This window comes from Azospirillum tabaci (genome assembly GCF_014596085.1).
GTDB lineage: Bacteria > Pseudomonadota > Alphaproteobacteria > Azospirillales > Azospirillaceae > Azospirillum > Azospirillum tabaci.
Genome location: NZ_JACCJY010000001.1, coordinates 315754 through 333185, shown reverse-complemented (window position 1 = coordinate 333185; position 17432 = coordinate 315754). Strand labels below are relative to the sequence as shown.

The window sequence follows — 17432 nt, the reverse complement described above, 5'->3', positions numbered from 1 at the left end:
CTTCCTGAATCTTTCTTCAGGCGGTCCGGGTACCTGCCATACGCAACCTGTCATTGAGTCCGCGTCCGTCCCAGATCGGAAACGGGCCATGCGGCGAAGCGGCTTGCGGGCGGGCCGGCGAAGCCCCATTCTTCAGCCCATGATGGCTTCCCTCCGCGATACCGGGGTCTGGATCTTCGACCTCGACAACACCCTCTATCCCGCCTCCTGCAACCTGTTCGCCCAGGTGGACCGGCGCATCGGCGATTTCATCGCCGGGCATTTCGGCATCACCTACGACGAGGCGCGCGTCATGCAGAAGCGCTTCTTCCGGGAACACGGGACGACGCTGCGCGGCTTGATGGTGGAGCACGACGTCGATCCGGTGCCCTTCCTCGACTATGTGCACGACATCGACGTCAGCCCGGTGGCCCCCTGCCCCAGCATGGCGGACGCGCTGAACCGGCTGCCCGGGCGCAAGATCATCTACACCAACGGCTCCGTCCGCCACGCCGAGAATGTGACCCGGCAGCTGGGCATCGACGGCTGCTTCGAGGCGACCTTCGGAATCGTCGAGGCCGGCTATGTGCCCAAGCCCGACCCGCGCCCCTACGACATCCTGGTGGACCACTACGGCATCGACCCCGCCCGCGCCTGCATGGTGGAGGACATCGCCCGCAACCTCGTCCCCGCCCACGCCCTGGGCATGACGACCGTGTGGGTGCGCAGCGAGGCCGACTGGTCCCGCCCCGACGAGGGCGGAGTCGGCACCGGCAGCCACATCGACCACACGGTGGACGACCTGCCGGCCTGGCTGGAGGAGGTCGCGGGCTGAGCGGCGACCGCAAGGCCCTTCATACCCCCCGTAAGAACCCTTTAAAAACAAGGCAACGTTGACAAGGCGGCGCGGCCCGGCCCATGTTCCGAACCCTCGAACAGACAGCCCAGCGAATGCCGCCATGAGCCACGCCAGCCTCGAATCCGCCGTCAACGCCGCGTGGGAAACCCGCGACACCCTGAATGTTTCGACCAAGGGCGCCGTCCGCGACGCCGTGGAGGAGGCCCTGTCCGGCCTCGACTCCGGCGACCTGCGCGTCGCGCAGAAGACGGACGCCGGCTGGGTCGTGAACCAGTGGCTGAAGAAGGCGGTCCTGCTGTCCTTCCGCCTGAACGCCAACGAGACGATCCCCGGCGCGCCGGGCGGCGCCTCCTGGTACGACAAGGTGCCGCCGAAGTTCGAAGGCTGGTCCGAGGCGCAGTTCCAGGCCGCCGGCTTCCGCGCCGTTCCGGGCGCGGTCGTCCGCCGCTCCGCCTACGTCGCGCCGAACGTCATCCTGATGCCCAGCTTCGTGAACGTCGGCGCCTATGTCGACAGCGGCACGATGGTGGACACCTGGGTCACCGTCGGCTCCTGCGCGCAGATCGGCAAGAACGTCCACCTGTCGGGCGGCGTCGGAATCGGCGGCGTGCTTGAGCCGCTCCAGGCCAACCCGGTCATCATCGAGGACGACTGCTTCGTCGGCGCCCGCTCCGAGGTGGTCGAGGGCGTGATCGTGGAGCGCGGCGCCGTGCTGTCGATGGGCGTCTTCATCAGCGCCTCGACCAAGATCATCGACCGCAACACCGGCGAGGTCTTCGTCGGCCGCGTCCCGGCCTACTCCGTGGTGGTGCCGGGCACCCTGCCGGGCAAGCCGCTGCCGGACGGCACGCCGGGTCCGGGCCTCTATTGCGCGGTGATCGTGAAGCGCGTGGACGAGCAGACCCGCGCCAAGACCTCCATCAACGACCTGCTGCGCGACTGACGCCGGGGAAGACGACACGATGACCACCGCCGCCGCTCCCTCCTTCGACCCCTGCGATCCCGTCGCGGTGGCGCAGGCCCTAATCCGCTGCCCCAGCGTGACGCCCGAGGACGGCGGCGCTCTGGGCGTTCTGGAGGCGGCGCTGGCGCCGCTGGGCTTCGCCTGCCACCGCCTGCGGTTCGAGGAGGAGGGCACGGCGCCGGTGGACAACCTCTACGCCCGTCTGGGCACGGAGGGGCCGAACTTCTGCTTCGCCGGGCACACCGACGTGGTGCCCCCCGGCGAGCTGAAGGGCTGGTCCATCGACCCCTTCGCCGCGGAGATCCACAACGGGCGCCTCTACGGCCGGGGTGCCGTGGACATGAAGGGGGCGGTCGCCGCCTTCGTCGCCGCCGCGGCCCGCCACGTCAAGGCTGGCGGCGCGCCCAAGGGCTCGATCAGCCTGCTGATCACCGGGGACGAGGAAGGGGTCGCCATCAACGGCACCCGCAAGGTGCTGGACTGGATGAAGGCCAAGGGTGAAAAACTCGACGCCTGCGTGGTCGGGGAGCCGACCAACCCCAAGGCGCTGGGCGACATGATCAAGATCGGGCGGCGCGGCAGCATGACCGCCTTCCTGACCGTCCACGGCGCGCAGGGGCATGTCGCCTATCCGCATCTGGCCGACAACCCGCTGCCCCGGCTGGCCCGCATGCTGGCCGCCATCACGGCGGAGCCGCTGGACGCCGGCACCCCGCATTTCCAGCCGTCGAACCTGGAGCTGACCACCATCGACGTGGGCAACCCGGCGCACAACGTCATCCCGGCGCAGGGCAAGGCGACGCTGAACATCCGCTTCAACGACCTGCACACCGCCGACACGCTGCTGGCGTGGCTGCGCGAGCGGCTCGACCGGGTGGGCGGCTCCTACGAGCTGGACCATTTCGTCTCGGGCGACAGCTTCCTGACCCCGCCCGGCCCGCTGACCGAGCTGGTCGCCGAGGCGGCGGAGCGCGTCACCGGGCGCCGTCCCGAATACTCGACGACCGGCGGCACGTCGGACGCTCGCTTTATCAAGAATTTCTGCCCGGTGGTGGAGTTCGGCCTCGTCGGGCAGACGATGCACAAGGTGGACGAGCACACCGCGCTGGACGACCTGACCCGCCTGACCGACATTTACAGCGAGGTTTTGCGGAACGTCTTCGACCGGATCGGTTGACGTAAGGCCTCCCCCGACCGTTCCCACCACCCTCCGGTGACCGCAACATGCCGCTGACCGCCCGGGACGTCGCCTCCTCCGTCTTCGGCGCCTATCGCCTGGCCCGGTTCGACCCCACCGGATTGCAGCATCTGGACCGCACCCCCGAAGGGGCTTGGAAGTCCTTCTACGCCGCGGTGATCGTCGCCCCGGCCTGGACACTGCTGCTGGCGATCCGGCTGTGGAATCAGGTGCCGGACACGCCGCTGTTCCAGCTCGTGGTGGTCGAGGCCATCGCCTACGTCATCAGCTGGACGGCCTTCCCCGTGGTCATGCACGGGGTGAGCGGGCTGCTGGACCGGAAGAACCGCTACATCGATTTCCTGTGCGCCTACAACTGGTCGTCGGTCGTGCAGATGAGCGTCTATCTGCCGGTGGTGATCCTGGCCGCCACGGGAATTCTGCCCGGCCCGATCTCCGAAGGGCTGGTGTTCGGCATCATGCTGGCGATGCTGACCTACCAGTGGTTCGTCATGCGCACGGCGCTGGACATTTCCGGCGTCGCGGCGGCGGTCCTGGTCCTGCTCGACCTGTTCCTGTCGGCGCTCATCACCGACTTCGCCGACGGGCTGCTGTAGCGGCGTTTGCCCCCACCCCGGCCCTCCCCCGCTTCGCAGGGGAGGGAGAAGCAGTCCCCTCCCCGCCCAGCGGGGGAGGGTTAGAGTGGGGGCAACAATGCCCCCCTCACACCCCGCGGGTGCTGACGCCCGCGTCGGCGAAGGTCGCCATGCCGGCGTGGCAGGCGCAGGCCGACTTCACGATGTTGATGGCCAGCGCCGCGCCCGAGCCCTCGCCCAGACGCATCCCCAGATCGAGCAGCGGCTCCTTGCCGATGGCCGCCAGCAGATGGTCGTGGCCCGGCTCGACCGAGCGGTGGGCGACCATGCAATGGTCGAGCGCCCGGCGGTCGGCCTTGAACAGCACCGCCGCCGCCGCCGTGCAGGCGTAGCCGTCGAGCAGCACCGGCACCCGCGCCATACGGGCGGCCAGGATGGCGCCGGCGATAGCCGCCAGCTCATAGCCGCCGAAGCAGCGCAGCGCCTCGAACGGGTCGTCCTTGGCCTGCGGGTTGGCGGCCAGACCGGCCTCGACGGCGGCGACCTTGCGGGCCAGTCCCTCGTCGTCCACCCCGGTGCCGCGGCCCGTCCAGTCCTTGGCCTCGCCGCCGAACAACGCGTGGCAGAGCGCCGCCGCCGCGGTGGAGTTGCCGATGCCCATCTCGCCGAGCGCCAGAAGCTGGACTCCCGTCTCCACGGCCATCATGCCGTAGGCCATGGCTTGGCAGCAGTCCTCCTCACCCATCGCCGGGCCTTCGGTGAAGTCGGCGGTGGGGGTGTCCAGGTCCAGCTCGTAGACGCGCAGGTCGGCGTCGGCCACCTCGCAGAGCTGGTTCACGGCGGCGCCGCCGTTCTGGAAGTTGGCGACCATCTGGGCGGTCACCGCCGCCGGATAGGCCGAGACGCCGCGGGCGGCGACGCCGTGGTTGCCGGCGAAGACGGCGACGCGCGGACGGCGCACCTCCGCCGGGTGCTGGCCCTGCCAGGTCGCCATCCACTGGGCGATCTCCTCCAGCCGGCCGAGCGCGCCCGCGGGCTTGGTGAGCTGCCGTTCGCGCTGGAGGGCCGCCGTGCCGGCGTCGAGGTCCGGCCCCGGCAGGTTGCGCACCAGCGCACGGATTTCCTCGAAGGTGATGGCGGGCTGCGTGTTGCTCATGGCGAAGGGTCCTGGCGCTGACGGCAGAGGATGTGATCGGGAAGCGATGAAAAAAGCGGCGCGACCTTGGACCATTCCCGACCCGCTGTCAAAGCGCCTCTCGTCCTGTCTGTTATCCGTTGCCGGTCTGTTATCCGTTGCGGCGGGCTTGGGGTTGCCGTACTCCGGAACGCCATGCTTGAGGACTCCCCCGCCCCGCCCGTCTCCCGCTGGACCGCCGATCTGGCGCTGGCCGTCGTCTTCCTGACGCGGCTGCCGCTGCGCCTGTCCGGCCCGCTGGCCGACAACGCCCACGCCCGCGCCATGGGCTGGTTCCCCCTGGTCGGCGCCGGGGTCGGGCTGTTCGGCGGCTCCGTCTACGGGCTGGCCGCAATGGCCCATCTGCCGCCGCTGCCGGCGGCGCTGCTGGCGCTGGGCGCGATGATCTGGCTGACCGGCGCCCTGCACGAGGACGGGGCGGCGGACGTCGCCGACGGCTTCGGCGGCGGGCGCGACAAGGCCCGCAAGCTGGAGATCATGCGGGACAGCCGGGTCGGCAGCTACGGCGTGCTCGCCATCGTCTTCTCGGTCGCCGTTCGCGCCTCGGCGCTGGCGGCGTTGGCCGAGCCGCGCATCGTCATCCCCGCCCTGCTCGCCTCGGGCGCCCTGTCGCGCGGCGGCATGGCGGTGATCGCCCGCGTCATGGACCCGGCCCGCGCCGACGGCCTCGCCGCCCGGCAGGGGCGCCCGACGCGCGGCACGGTGGCCCTGTCGCTCGTCCTGGCGCTGGCCGTGGCCGTGGCGGCGCTGAAGGGATTCGCGCCCGCCGCGATTGTTGCCGCGTTTTTGGCGGTCGCGGGGGTGGCGTGGCAGGCGCGGCGGCAGGTCGGCGGCCACACCGGCGATGTGTTCGGCGCCGCGCAGCAGGTGGCGGAGGCCGCCGTTCTGCTCACCCTGGCCGCGACTGTTGCATGAAGAACACTCGCTGGTGGCTCATCCGCCACGCCCCCGTCCCGAATCCGGGAAAAGTGATTTATGGGCGGAGCGATCCCCCCGCCGACATCGGCGATTCCGACACTCTGGTGGCGCTGGCGGCGCGGCTGCCCCCGCAGGCGGTCTGGGTGACCTCGCATCTGCGCCGCACGCGGCAGACGGCGGCGGCGCTGCGCCTGCCCGGCAGCGACATGGCGCTGGTCGAGCGGGCGCTGGCCGAACAGGATTTCGGTCGCTGGGAAGGGCTGTCCCATGACGACGTGGCGGACTGGCATCCCAAGGAGGCCCGCCGATTCTGGAGCGACCCGGCTACGGAGGCCCCGCCGGACGGCGAAAGCTTCGCGGCGGTGATGGAGCGGGTGGCCGGCGCCGTCGCCCGGCTGACCGACCTCTACGCCGGGCGCGACATCGTGGCGGTGATCCACGGCGGTTCGATCCGCGCGGCGTTGGCACTCGCCCTGGACCTGACCCCGCAGGCGGCGCTGCGGCTGGCGGTGGCGCCGCTGTCGCTGTCGCGGATCGACCATTACGGCGGTGACGAGGGAGGCGGTTCCTGGTCGGTCGCGGCCCTGAACGCGCTCGGAACCTTTTCGGGACATGGACGTTGACCGGACTCCGTTGGGCTACCAATAGAGGGTCAGACCATGGCAAGAAGCGCTGACGATCGCGAGGCCGCCGAGAAGCTTTGGGGCATGATCAAGGGCGTCCGCATCTGCATGATGACGACGCTGGACGAAAACGGCATTTTGCATTCCCGCCCGATGGCCACCCTGCCGCATGCGGGATTCGACGATGGAACCTTGTGGTTCTTTACGCGGGCCGACTCCCCGAAGGTCCATGAACTGAAGACGCACTGGCGCGTCAACCTCTCCTACGCCGATCCCGACGAGCAGGATTACGTGTCGGTGTCCGGTGTGGCGGAGACGGTGCGCGACCGCGACAAGATCCGCTTCCTGTGGCGGGACATCCTGTCCACCTGGTTCCCGCAGGGGGTGGACGATCCTGATCTCGCGCTGCTGAAGGTCAGCGTCGATCAGGCCGAATATTGGGACAGCCCGTCGAGCGCGATGGTCTACGCCTACGGCTACGTGAAGGCGAAGATCACCGGCGAGCCGCCGAAGCCGGGCGATCACGCGAAGATCGCGTTCCAGTAAGCACGTCACAGGGGCAGCGTTTGCCCCCACCCTTCCCATGCTTCGCATGGGCCCCTTCCCTCCCCCGCTATCGCAGGGGAGGGAGTCATCTCCCGCGAACCTCTTTCCCTCCCCTGCGAAGCGGGGGAGGGTCAAGGAGGGGGCAACCGGTCCCCCATCCCTCTCACTTCTCCTCGACCACCGGCCTCCCGCCGCCATCCAGCGCCCCGACCCGCTTCTTCAGGTCGGTCACGTCCGCGAACATCCGCTTCAGCCGGGCCAGCCCCTTGTACTGGTCGAAGGCGCGGTCGCGCGGCACCGCCGGGTAGCCCATGTAGACGGCCTTGGCCGGAATGTCCGTCCCCACGCCGGAATTCGCCGCCACCACCGCGTCGTTGCCGATCTTCACATGGTCGGCCACGCCGACCTTGCCGGCCAGCACCACACGATCGCCGATGGTCGTGCTGCCGGCGATGCCGACATGGCCGCACAGCATGCAGTTGGTGCCGATCTGCACGTTGTGACCGATCTGCACGAGGTTGTCGATCTTGGTGCCGGAGCCGATGCGGGTCGCCGTGATGGTGCCGCGGTCGATGGTCGCGTTCGCCCCGACCTCCACGTCGTCGCCCAGGATCACCGTGCCGATGGAGTTCACCCGGTGGATCAGCACGTTGGTGCCGACCACTTTGCCCGTCGCTTTGGCCGACTCCACGCTGCCCGGCTCCGGCGTCACGAAGCTGAAGCCGTCGTTGCCGACCGCGGCGTTGGGGTGGATGATGCAGCGCTCGCCCATCACCACCCGCTCGCCGATGCGGGCGCCGGGGTGCAGCAGGCAGTCCTTGCCGATCACCGCCTCCGCACCGACCGTGGCGTGGGGCATGACGATCACGCCCTCGCCCAGCACCGCCCTCGGCCCGACATAGGCGAAGGGACCGACCGACACGCCCGCGCCCAGGATGGCCTCCGGCGCCACGAAGGCGGCGGGGTGGACCCCCGGCTCGGCGTGGACCGGCTTCTCGAAGACGGTGGTCAGGCCGGCCATGGCGAAGCGCGGGCGCTTCACGACGATCCAGCCCTTCAGGTTGGCCGGCACCTCCGCCCCTTCCGCGATCACGGCGGCGATGGCCTTGCCGCTGGCCAGCAGCTCCGTCAGGCCCTTTTCCATGGCGAGCGCCAGATCCTCCGGCCCCTCGGCCTCCGACGGATGGACGGCGCGGGCGATGCGGACGGTGCCGTCGCCCTCCAGCGTCGCGCCCAGGGCGGCGGCGATCTCGGCGAGGGTGACCGGGGCGGCGGGGGAAACGGGAGTCATGGCGGCGCTCTGGCTGTCGGTCCGAAGAGGCCGGGACGCTACCACGGCGGGCCGGTGCTGGCGAGGGCCAGCGCTTTTTGTCATTCCCCGGTCTGCAGCAGCGCCCCGCGCACCCGTGCCTGATGGAAGGAATAGAGGAAAGCCGCCGTGCACAGCCCCATGAACAGCACGTTCAGCCCCACCGCCCAGGCCAGATGGTCCCAGCGCATCGTGCCGTCGAACAGGATGGCGCGCATCCCCTCGAAGACATGGGCGGAGGGCAGCGACAGGGCCACCCATTGCAACCAGCCCGGCAGGACGCTGACCGGGTAGTAGACGGCGCTGACCGGGGCCAGCATGAAGACGACGATCCAGGCAAGCCCTTCCGCCCCCATGCCGTAGCGCAGGATCAGCGCCACGATGACCAGCCCCAGCGACCAGCCGAAGACGATCAGGTTGGCGAAGAAGCCGGCCAGCGGCAGCCCGAGGTCGAACAGCGAATAGCCGAACAGCGGGATCGCCAGCAGCGCCGCCGGGACGACGCCGATGACGGTGCGGATCAGGCTCATCCCGAACAGCGCCGCCACCCATTCGCCGGGGCGCAGCGGGCTGACGAAGAGGTGGCCGAGGTTGCGCGACCACATCTCCTCCAGGAAGGACACCGACACGCCGAGCTGGCCGCGGAACAGCACGTCCCACAGCAGCACGGCGCTGACCAGCACCCCCGCCCCCTGCGCCACCCAGGCGCTGGAGGAGGCCATGAACTGGTTGATGTAGCCCCACAGGATCATCTGCATGGTCGGCCAGTAGGCCAGCTCCAGGAAGCGCGGCCAGGACCCGCGCAGCAGGTACCAGTAGCGCAGCACCATCGCCCCGACCCGGCGCAGCGAGAAGACGGGGTTGGTGTGGGCCAGAACGGCGGCGTCACTCGGCGGCATCGGCGGCCTCCCGGCGGGCATCATCCCCATTGGCGCGGTCGCGGGCGATGTCGAGGAACACGTCTTCCAGCGAGGTGCGGCCATAGCGGGCCAGCAGTCCCGCCGGCGACCCGCGGTCGACGATCCGCCCCTGCCGCATCATCAGCACGTCGTCGCACAGCCGCTCCACCTCCAGCATGTTGTGGGAGGCGAGCAGGATTGTGGCCCCGGACTCGAAGCGGTAGCGCTCCAGATAGGTGCGGATCCAGTCCGCCGTGTCGGGGTCGAGCGACGCGGTCGGCTCGTCCAGCAGCAGAAGCTCGGGCCGGTTGAGCAGCGCCTTGGCCAGCGCCACCCGCGTCTTCTGCCCGGCCGACAGCCCGCCGGAGGGGCGCTCCAGGAAGCGGGTCAGCTCCAGATGCTCGGCCAGCTCCTCCACCCGCCGCTTCACTCCCTTCAGCCCGTAGAGGTGGCCGTAGACGGTCAGGTTCTCCCGCACGGTCAGCCGGTGCGGCAGCTCCACATAGGGCGAGGAGAAGTTCATGCGGGGCAGCGCCGCGTGGCGGTGGCGCACCATGTCCACCCCCAGCACCTCGACCGTGCCGGAGGTCGGCAGCAGCAGCCCGAGCAGCATGGAGATGGTCGTCGTCTTGCCCGCCCCGTTGCCGCCGAGAAGCCCGGTGACCGATCCCGCCGCCACGGTGAAGGAGATGCCGTCCACGGCGGTGACCGCGCCGGACCGGGCGGTGCCGTAGCGTTTGGTCAGGTTCACGGCCCGGATGGCGTGCTGTTTTGCGCATTGATCCATAGGCGGAGAATATGGCCGCTTGGCGCGCAAACGCCAGAGTGGCAAAACAGCACCCAGCCATTCGATGTGACGCCGCGGGAAGAGCGGCCTTGCCGGAAAGTCCGTCCCCATGACCGTCGGTTCCGCAACCGCCGCCGCCTCCCTTCGCCACGCCATGACGCACGCCGGCCGGCCGGGCCCGGCGCAGTGGACCAACCTGGACGGGCGCGTCACGCTGCGCACCCTGATCCTGATCCGCTGGATCGCGGTGATCGGGCAGCTCGCCACCGTGGCGACGGTGCAGCTCGTCATGGGCTTCCCGCTGCCGCTGGGGCCGGTGCTGGCGGCCATCGGGGCCTCCGTCCTGCTGAACCTCGTGGCGATGGCCCAGCGCGGCGGGCGGCTGCGGCTGGCCGACCGGGACGCGGCGCTCTATCTCGGCTACGACATGCTGCAGCTCACGCTGCTGCTGTATCTGACCGGCGGCCTCGCCAACCCCTTCGCCATCCTGCTGCTGGCCCCGATGACGGTGGCCGCGGCGATCCTGTCGCGCTACAGCGTGGTGCTGCTGACCGGGCTCAACCTCGTCTGCCTGACCGTGCTGGCGATGTGGCACTTCCCGCTGCCCTGGCCGGAGCCGATGCCCTCGGTCGCCCCGCTCTACGCCTTCGGCATCTGGCTGTCGCTGTCGGTGTCGGCCGGCTTCATCAGCGGCTACGTCTTCCGCGTGGCGGAGGAGGCGCGGCGCTTCGCCAACGCCCTGTCGGCCTCGCAGGTGGCGCTGGCGCGCGAGCAACGGCTGTCCTCGCTGGGCGCGCTGGCCGCCGCCGCCGCGCACGAGCTGGGGTCGCCGCTCGGCACCATCGCGGTGGTGGCGAAGGAGCTGCTGCACGACATGCCGCCGGACAGCCCCTACACCGAGGACGTGGCGCTTCTGCAAAGCCAGGTGATGCGCTGCCGCGAGATCCTGGCGGAGCTGGCCCGCAAACCGGAGGCCGACGGCGGCGACCCGTTCGAGCGTCTGCCCCTGACCGCGCTGGTGGAGGCGGCGGGCGCGCCGCACCGGCTGGGCCATATCCAGTTCACGGTCGAGCGCAGCGACGGCTCCGTGGGAGAGGAGCCCGTCGTCCGCCGCAGCCCGGAGATCATCCACGGGCTGGGCAACTTCATCCAGAACGCCCACCAGTTCGCCGGCGGGCGCGTGACGGTCGCCGCCTCCTGGGACGCCAAGTCCGCGACCGTCGTGGTGATGGACGACGGGCCGGGCTATCCCGCCCATCTGCTGAGCCGTATCGGCGAACCCTACCTGTCGGCGCGAAGCGAACGGTCGGGCCATATGGGGCTGGGAATCTTTATTGCACAAACGCTGCTAGAGAAAACGGGTGCCCTTGTAGCCTTTAGCAATAACCGTAGCGGCGGCGCGCGAGTTGTCGTACGTTGGGACCGTGGTGTCTTAGAACCAGAGGACTAGTGGTGGATAGCGCGATGACCACGGACGAGAGTCCAACGGGCGAAACCGCCAAGCTGACGTTCACGGGTGACGTTACCCGCAGCCTCCTCATCGTCGACGACGACGCGCCTTTCCGAACCCGCCTCGCGCGCGCCATGGAAAAGCGCGGTTTCAACGTGGTGGCCGTGGACAGCGTGCAACTCGGGATCGACGTCGCCCAGGAATCGGCGCCGGCCTTCGCGGTGGTCGACCTCCGGCTGGCCGACGGCAGCGGCCTGGATGTGGTCAAGACCTTGCGCGACGCCCGCCCCGACGCCCGCATCGTCATGCTGACCGGCTACGGCAACATCGCCACGGCGGTCGCCGCGGTGAAGGCCGGCGCGGTGGACTATCTGCCGAAGCCGGCGGACGCCGACGCCGTGGAATCCGCCCTGCTGGCCGACGGCCGCCCGCTGCCCTCCCCGCCGGAAAACCCCATGTCCGCCGACCGCGTGCGGTGGGAGCACATCCAGCGCGTGTTCGAGCAGTGCGACCGCAACGTCTCCGAAACCGCCCGCCGGCTGAAGATGCACCGCCGCACCCTGCAGCGCATCCTGAACAAGCACGCCCCGCGGGGGTGATCCGTCCTTTCCCAACATGACAACGCCCCCTCGCCACGCCGGCGAGGGGGCGTTGTCGTTTCAAGTCCCGGCCATCCTCACGCCGGGGCCGGCTGCCGCCCGGCCTCCGGGTGCGGCGGCTTCGGACGGTGGGCCGCGACGCAGGACAGAACGCTGCCGGTCACGCAGACAAGGGCGGCGAGTTCCATCCCCGTCGGCAGCCGCTGCTCCCACAAAAAGCCGTAGAGCAGCGCGAACAGGGTTTCGAACAGGATCATCTGGCCGACCAGAGTCAGCGGCAACAGCCGGCTCATCCGGTTCCAGAAGGCGTTGCCGACGATGGAGGCGAGGATGGCCACGCCGGTCACCACGGCGGCAAAGTGCAGCCATTCCCCGGCGGCGTGGCCGCTTCGGGCGAACAGGAAGACGGGAACCGCGAGCAGCAGCGCCTGCGCGCCGGTCACCACCCCGGTCAGCAGGCTCCAGTCATGCGCCGAGACGTGGCCGAGCCGGGCGAGCCAGCGGCTGTTCCCCACGGCGTAGACCGTCCAGGAGACGAGCGCGCCGACCGCGCAGAGCAGACCGGTCATCCCGGCCATCGGCAGTCCCGCCCGGCCATCGCCCGACGCGTCGCCCAGCGCGCCGCCCACCGATTGCCAGCCGATGCCCAGGATGCCGGCCGCGCCGAGCAGCAGCGACGGCACGAGCTTGCGGACGGGAACCGCCCCATGATCCCGGCTGCCGATGACGGTGACCGCGACCGGCAGGAAGCCGATGATTAGCGAGGTCATCGCCATCCCGCCCATTTGGACGGCGGTAGCCAGCAGGGCGTAGTAGAGGATGTTGCCGAGCAGGCTCAGCCACGCCAGCGCCCACCACTCGCGCAGGCCAAGCCCGGCGCGCAGGGTGCGCCAGCGCGGCAGCACGAGCAGGACGGCGAACAGGCCGTAGGCGAGGTAGCGCCCCGCGGCAAGCTGAAGCGGCGTGAAGGCCGATGCCAGTTCCGGGGCGAGGAAGACCAGCCCCCACAAGGCCCCCGCGACGATGCCGCAGGCGATCCCCAACCACGTCGTGCCCATCCTTGCTCCCAACCCTCACTGGTTTCCGGGGCAAGGATGCCATGGGACGCGATTGTCTTCTTGTCCCAGGCTACGGACTTTTGTGCCGGGTCTCGCGGCTTTGGCGCCGGTAGGCCGCCGGGGTCAGGCCGGTGGCCCGCCGCATCGCCCGTGTGAACGCGCTCTGGTCGGCGTAGCCGGCGCGGTAGGCGATCTCCGCGATCGGCAGGTCCGACCGCGCGAGCCAGCCGCACGCCCGTTTCAGCCGGGCCTCCGCGAGCCACGCGCGCGGTGTGGTGTCCAGTTCGGCGCGGAACAGGGCATGCAGCCGGCTGACGCTCATGCAGGCCCGCTCGGCCATCGTCTCGGCGGTCCACGGCTTCGCGAGGTCGGGCTCGACCGCGGCCAGCAGGCTCCCAAGCCTCGACCGGGAGCGCGCCGGTTCCTCCGCGAGCGCGTCGAGCAGCAAGGGCACCCAGAGGCGGAGGTTGTGAGCCGACACGCCGCCGCTTCCCACCATCAGGCCCATGTAGTCGATCAGCTTGCCGGCCACCGGGGTCAGCGCGACGAAGGGATGGCTGATCAGCCGGTCGCCGATCGCCGGTTCCAGGATAGCGGGGTCGAGATCCAGGATGAGCGAGCGGTTCGGCCCGTCGCTCGTCTGAGAATGCGAGGAGCCGGCTTCGACGAACGCCGCCCGGCATGGCCCGAGACGGCCGCCCTTTCCGGCGATGTCGATGTCCAGGGCGCCGCTCAACGGCAGGACGAGTTGAGCGAAATCATGCCGGTGGGCGCTGTGCGCCGCCCCGTAACTGCGGACATCGATGCTCAGGCGCGGCGATGTGGACATCCCCTTTCTATAACCGAAACCGGGCGCGCCGGCCACCCGCCGAAAGGGGCGGCGGAGGGGGGTCGGCTTGGCGCCATGCGCCTTGCCCCCGGCCCCTCATTTCTTGATCGGGCAGCTCCTCACGCCGAACAGGGTGTAGGCCGGGCAGAAGCCGACCACCGCGGTCAGCAACGGGACGAGGCCGATCCAACCCCAGGGGGACTGCGGGCCGACGAAGACGAGGGCGATCAGGACGAAGCCGACGATGGCGCGCAGCGCGCGGTCGATGGTGCCGACGTTGATGGGCATGGATGCACCTTGAGGACTGGGGTGGGCGGTTGGTGCGCCCATCCAAGCCTCTTTCCGCCCGCCGGTCTGTGACTCCGTCACACGCCGGCCGTGCGCTCCAGCGCCAGCAGCGCGTCCGGATCGCGCACCCCGACGCGGCCGCGCGACAGCTCCACGAGGCCGCGCCGCTCGAACTCTTTCAACTGGCGGCTGACCACCTCGCGCGCCGTGCCCAGCTCGACGGCGAGCGTCTGGTGGGTGGTGTCCAGCCCGCCGCGCGCGTCGCGGTGGTCGACCAGGAAGCGGGCCAGCCGCAGGTCGATGCGCCCGAAGGCGACCTCCTCCACCAGCATCATCATGCCGAGGAGACGCGTGCCGAAGGAGGCGAAGACGAAGTCGCGGAACACCGCGGACCGCGCCAGCAGCTCATGGAAGGCCCCGGCCCCGAGCGCGATGGCGTCCAGGTCGGTTTCCGCCACCCCCTCGGCGCTGTAGTCGGCGCGCGTCATCAGGCAGGTGGTGGTCAGGATGCAGGTTTCGCCCGCCCCGACGCGGTAGAGAACGATCTCCCGCCCGGTCTCGGCGGTCATCTGGACCCGCACCGTTCCGTCCAGCAGCATGAGAAAATTGTGGCACAGGCTGCCGATGCGGAACAGCACCGTGCCGCGCGGCACCGCCATCCGCGCCCCTTGCGTGCGCAGAACGGCCAGCGCGTCGGGTTCCAGGGCGGACAACGCCGAAAACGCGCCCGCCCAGTCGGCGCCAGCCTTTTCAGGATGTTGCGGCAGCATCCCCGCCCCTTTCGATCGACCATGACCATTATCCGCGAAGGGACTTCCCCGGTCCACCCCGAGATCCTCTCCACACACCACCCCACCCAATGGCGACTCCGGGGAGGGTACCCAATGAGCGTGTCTTCCCCACCATATGCCCTCCGGGCAGCATGAAACGGCCTGACGGTCGATGGCGTTCTAGGCAACCGTAACGCCCCGAACGGGGTGCCGTTCGGCATGCGAGGAGGAACCCGCTTTGGCCACCCAGGACATTCAGGATCAACCCCAGCGGCGACAGGCGGCACCGGTCTCTTTCGACCTGTCGACCGCGGCGGCCAGCGCGGTGCGCCGCACAACCGGCATGTTGCTGCGCCACAAGCTGCTGATCGGGACGGTGATCGTGCTGGGGACGGGCATCGCGGGTCTCGTCGCCCTGCGCATGACCCCGCTCTACACCGCCCAGACCCTGATCATGGTGGAGCACCGCAAGAATCAGGTGATGAACTACCAGGAGGTCGTCTCCGGCCTCTCGACGGAGCTGGGCGCCCTGCAGAGCGAGGTGGCGATCCTGAAATCCCCCGCCTTCGCGGAGAAGGTGGTCAACAAGCTCGGCCTGATGAACGACCCGGAGTTCAACGCGGCGCTGCGGCCGGAGCAGACCAACTGGTTCTACTATCTGAACCCGAAGAACTGGATCCCCGAATCCTGGTGGAACAGCGCCCGCGGCGACCGGCCCGAGATCGCGCTGAGCCCGGAGGAGAAGGCGGCCAATGAGAAGACCTCGGTCGTCAACACCTTCCTGGAAAATCTGGCGGTGCGCCCGCAGGGCCGGTCCTACGTCATCGCCGTGGATTTCGACAGCGAGGACCCGCGCAAGGCCTCGCTCATCGCCAACACCATCGGCGAGATGTACCTCGTCGACCAGCTCGACGAGAAGTTCAAGGCGGCCAAGCGTGCCACCGCCTGGCTGGAGGAGCGCATCACCGAGCTGCGCCGCGAGGCCAAGACAACCGGCGAGGCGGCGGAGAAGTACCGCGCCGAAAGCGGCCTGACCAACGCCAACGGTGAAACCACCCTGATCGCCCAGCAGTTGGCAGAGCTGAACACCAGCTACGTCCTGGCCCGCACCAAGCGGCAGGAGGCGGAGGCCAAGCTGCGCGAGGTGTCCACCCTGGCGCAGAGCCCGCGCGGCGTGTCGGCCATCGGCGACGTGCTCGGCTCCCCTCTGATCCAGGCTTTGCGCCAGCAGGAGGTCGAGCTTCAGCGCAAGATCGCGGAAGCCGCCAACAAGTACGGCGCCCGCCACCCGACGCTGACCGCGCTGCAGAGCGAGCTGCGCGACCTGCAAGGCCAGATCAGGGCCGACGTGAACCGCATCGTCCAGAACCTGAGCAACGAGGTGGAGCTGGAGCGCGGGCGCGAGGCCGCCCTGAAGGCCAACCTCGACCAGCTCCAGGCCCAGCGCAACCAGCAGCAGGAATCCAACGTGACCCTGCGCACGCTGGAACGCGACGCCGAGACCTCGCAGACCATGTACGAGGCGATGCTGACCCGCTTCCAGGAGATCGCCGGCCAGACCGACATCCAGCAGCCCGACGCCCGCATCGTGTCGGAGGCGGCGATCCCCCTGAACCCGTCGCAGCCCGACAAGAAGATGATCGTCCTTCTGGCCCTGGTCGCCTCGGCCACGCTGGGCGTGCTGCTGGCGATGCTGCGCGAGCAGTCGGAGCGCGGCTTCCGCAGCCCGCACCAGTTCGAATCGGCGACCGGCGTGCGCTCGCTGGGCATCGTCCCGGCCATCGGGCGGCGGCGGCGCGGCACCTCGCCCGCCGCCTACGCCATCGACAAGCCGATGTCGGCCTTCGCGGAGGCGATGCAGAACCTGCGCACCACCCTGCTGCTCGCCAACCCGGACGGTCACCAGCGGGTGATCCTGTTCAGCTCCTCCGTCCCCGGCGAGGGCAAGAGTTCGATCGCCGCGGCCTTCGCCCGCATCTGCGCCAACGCCGGCCAGAAGACGATCATCCTGGACTGCGACATGCGCCGCAAAGGGCTGCACCCGATGCTGGGGCTGGAGAACCGGCACGGCCTGTACGAGGTGCTGTCCGGCGAATGCGCGCCGAACGAGGTGATCCAGACCGACCCGCGCACCGGCCTGCATTTCATCGCCTCCGGGCGCGGCTCCGCCCTGCCCCAGGACATGCTGGGATCCAGCCGGATGCACCAGCTCATCTCGCGGCTGGCGCTGGAATACGACCGGGTGATCCTGGACAGCCCGCCGGTGCTGGCGGTGTCGGAGGGCAAGCTGCTGGCGGCGCTGGCCGACCAGACGGTCTTCATCGTGCATTGGGGCAAGACCAAGCGGGAGACCGCCATGGCCGGGCTGAAGGAGATCGTCGAGGCGGGCGGCGAGGTCGTCGGAGTCCTGTTCTCCCAGGTCGATATCCGCCGCCACGCCCAATACGAGTTCCCGGACAGCGGGCGCTACCACGGTTACCGCCGCTATTACGCGAACTGACGGCGGCGCTTGAGAGAAGCGACGGTTTCGGGCCCCCGCCCAACCCTCCCCCGCTTTCGCAGGGGAGGGCTCTTCTCCTCCCCCTG

General features: G+C 69.8%; 18 protein-coding genes. 10 read left to right on the top strand and 8 right to left on the bottom strand.

The window, feature by feature from the left end; all coding sequences use genetic code 11:
- The first annotated feature begins 139 nt into the window (after positions 1 to 139).
- From H0B54_RS01590 to H0B54_RS01575, 4 genes are all read left to right on the top strand, one after another.
- A complete protein-coding gene (locus tag H0B54_RS01590; RefSeq protein ID WP_246472205.1) occupies positions 140 to 814 on the top strand; it encodes a pyrimidine 5'-nucleotidase in 675 nt (224 codons plus the stop codon).
- Positions 815 to 938: 124 nt separating this feature from the next.
- Entirely contained in the window at positions 939 to 1781 is an 843-nt protein-coding gene (gene dapD, locus H0B54_RS01585; RefSeq protein WP_014239316.1) for a 2,3,4,5-tetrahydropyridine-2,6-dicarboxylate N-succinyltransferase, read from the top strand.
- Positions 1782 to 1800: 19 nt separating this feature from the next.
- The gene (gene dapE / locus H0B54_RS01580; RefSeq protein WP_188258973.1) at positions 1801 to 2979 is read left to right on the top strand and encodes a succinyl-diaminopimelate desuccinylase; all 1179 of its coding nucleotides are present in this window, start codon (positions 1801 to 1803) and stop codon (positions 2977 to 2979) included.
- Positions 2980 to 3026: 47 nt separating this feature from the next.
- Positions 3027 to 3596: a hypothetical protein gene (locus H0B54_RS01575; RefSeq protein WP_094301760.1), complete on the top strand. Its 570-nt coding sequence runs from the start codon at positions 3027 to 3029 to the stop codon at positions 3594 to 3596.
- Between the two features lie 106 nt (positions 3597 to 3702).
- Here the strand turns inward: H0B54_RS01575 and cobT are convergent, their stop codons facing one another.
- Positions 3703 to 4731, bottom strand: coding sequence for a nicotinate-nucleotide--dimethylbenzimidazole phosphoribosyltransferase (cobT, locus tag H0B54_RS01570; protein WP_188258972.1), 1029 nt, complete (start codon positions 4729 to 4731; stop codon positions 3703 to 3705).
- 174 nt (positions 4732 to 4905) lie between these two features.
- Here cobT and cobS point away from each other — a divergent pair, with 174 nt between their 5' ends.
- Genes cobS through H0B54_RS01555 form a run of 3 tightly spaced genes read left to right on the top strand, consistent with a single transcriptional unit; the run spans position 4906 to position 6857 of the window.
- Positions 4906 to 5685: an adenosylcobinamide-GDP ribazoletransferase gene (cobS, locus tag H0B54_RS01565; RefSeq protein WP_188258971.1), complete on the top strand. Its 780-nt coding sequence runs from the start codon at positions 4906 to 4908 to the stop codon at positions 5683 to 5685.
- Positions 5682 to 6311 (top strand): histidine phosphatase family protein, encoded by a 630-nt coding sequence (locus H0B54_RS01560; RefSeq protein ID WP_188258970.1) that lies wholly within the window; start codon positions 5682 to 5684, stop codon positions 6309 to 6311. The genes cobS and H0B54_RS01560 overlap by 4 nt, the downstream gene beginning before the upstream one ends.
- A gap of 36 nt (positions 6312 to 6347) precedes the next feature.
- On the top strand, positions 6348 to 6857 hold the full coding sequence (locus H0B54_RS01555; RefSeq protein WP_188258969.1) for a pyridoxamine 5'-phosphate oxidase family protein: 510 nt from the start codon (positions 6348 to 6350) through the stop codon (positions 6855 to 6857).
- A gap of 163 nt (positions 6858 to 7020) precedes the next feature.
- Here H0B54_RS01555 and lpxD read toward each other — a convergent pair whose 3' ends face one another.
- The 3 genes from lpxD to H0B54_RS01540 form a co-directional block, all read right to left on the bottom strand.
- Complete coding sequence (gene lpxD, locus H0B54_RS01550) at positions 7021 to 8148, bottom strand: UDP-3-O-(3-hydroxymyristoyl)glucosamine N-acyltransferase (RefSeq protein WP_188258968.1); 1128 nt, start codon at positions 8146 to 8148, stop codon at positions 7021 to 7023.
- A gap of 80 nt (positions 8149 to 8228) precedes the next feature.
- Positions 8229 to 9065, bottom strand: coding sequence for an ABC transporter permease (locus H0B54_RS01545; protein WP_094301755.1), 837 nt, complete (start codon positions 9063 to 9065; stop codon positions 8229 to 8231).
- Positions 9052 to 9852, bottom strand: coding sequence for an ABC transporter ATP-binding protein (locus H0B54_RS01540; RefSeq protein ID WP_188258967.1), 801 nt, complete (start codon positions 9850 to 9852; stop codon positions 9052 to 9054). The genes H0B54_RS01545 and H0B54_RS01540 overlap by 14 nt, the downstream gene beginning before the upstream one ends.
- A gap of 109 nt (positions 9853 to 9961) precedes the next feature.
- Here H0B54_RS01540 and H0B54_RS01535 point away from each other — a divergent pair, with 109 nt between their 5' ends.
- Together H0B54_RS01535 and H0B54_RS01530 are read left to right on the top strand one after the other, a co-directional pair.
- Entirely contained in the window at positions 9962 to 11302 is a 1341-nt protein-coding gene (locus H0B54_RS01535; RefSeq protein WP_188258966.1) for an ActS/PrrB/RegB family redox-sensitive histidine kinase, read from the top strand.
- 14 nt (positions 11303 to 11316) lie between these two features.
- Entirely contained in the window at positions 11317 to 11901 is a 585-nt protein-coding gene (locus H0B54_RS01530) for an ActR/PrrA/RegA family redox response regulator transcription factor (RefSeq protein ID WP_014239303.1), read from the top strand.
- Positions 11902 to 11978: 77 nt separating this feature from the next.
- Here the strand turns inward: H0B54_RS01530 and H0B54_RS01525 are convergent, their stop codons facing one another.
- From H0B54_RS01525 to H0B54_RS01510, 4 genes are all read right to left on the bottom strand, one after another.
- Entirely contained in the window at positions 11979 to 12959 is a 981-nt protein-coding gene (locus H0B54_RS01525) for a DMT family transporter (RefSeq protein ID WP_188258965.1), read from the bottom strand.
- A 70-nt stretch (positions 12960 to 13029) separates the two neighbouring features.
- Complete coding sequence (locus H0B54_RS01520) at positions 13030 to 13788, bottom strand: helix-turn-helix transcriptional regulator (protein ID WP_188258964.1); 759 nt, start codon at positions 13786 to 13788, stop codon at positions 13030 to 13032.
- Between the two features lie 96 nt (positions 13789 to 13884).
- Positions 13885 to 14076: a YgaP family membrane protein gene (locus H0B54_RS01515; RefSeq protein ID WP_188258963.1), complete on the bottom strand. Its 192-nt coding sequence runs from the start codon at positions 14074 to 14076 to the stop codon at positions 13885 to 13887.
- Positions 14077 to 14153: 77 nt separating this feature from the next.
- Positions 14154 to 14846 (bottom strand): Crp/Fnr family transcriptional regulator, encoded by a 693-nt coding sequence (locus H0B54_RS01510; protein WP_188258962.1) that lies wholly within the window; start codon positions 14844 to 14846, stop codon positions 14154 to 14156.
- Positions 14847 to 15084: 238 nt separating this feature from the next.
- Between H0B54_RS01510 and H0B54_RS01505 the strand changes: the two genes are divergently transcribed.
- Entirely contained in the window at positions 15085 to 17346 is a 2262-nt protein-coding gene (locus tag H0B54_RS01505; protein ID WP_188258961.1) for a GumC family protein, read from the top strand.
- Positions 17347 to 17432: the final 86 nt, after the last annotated feature.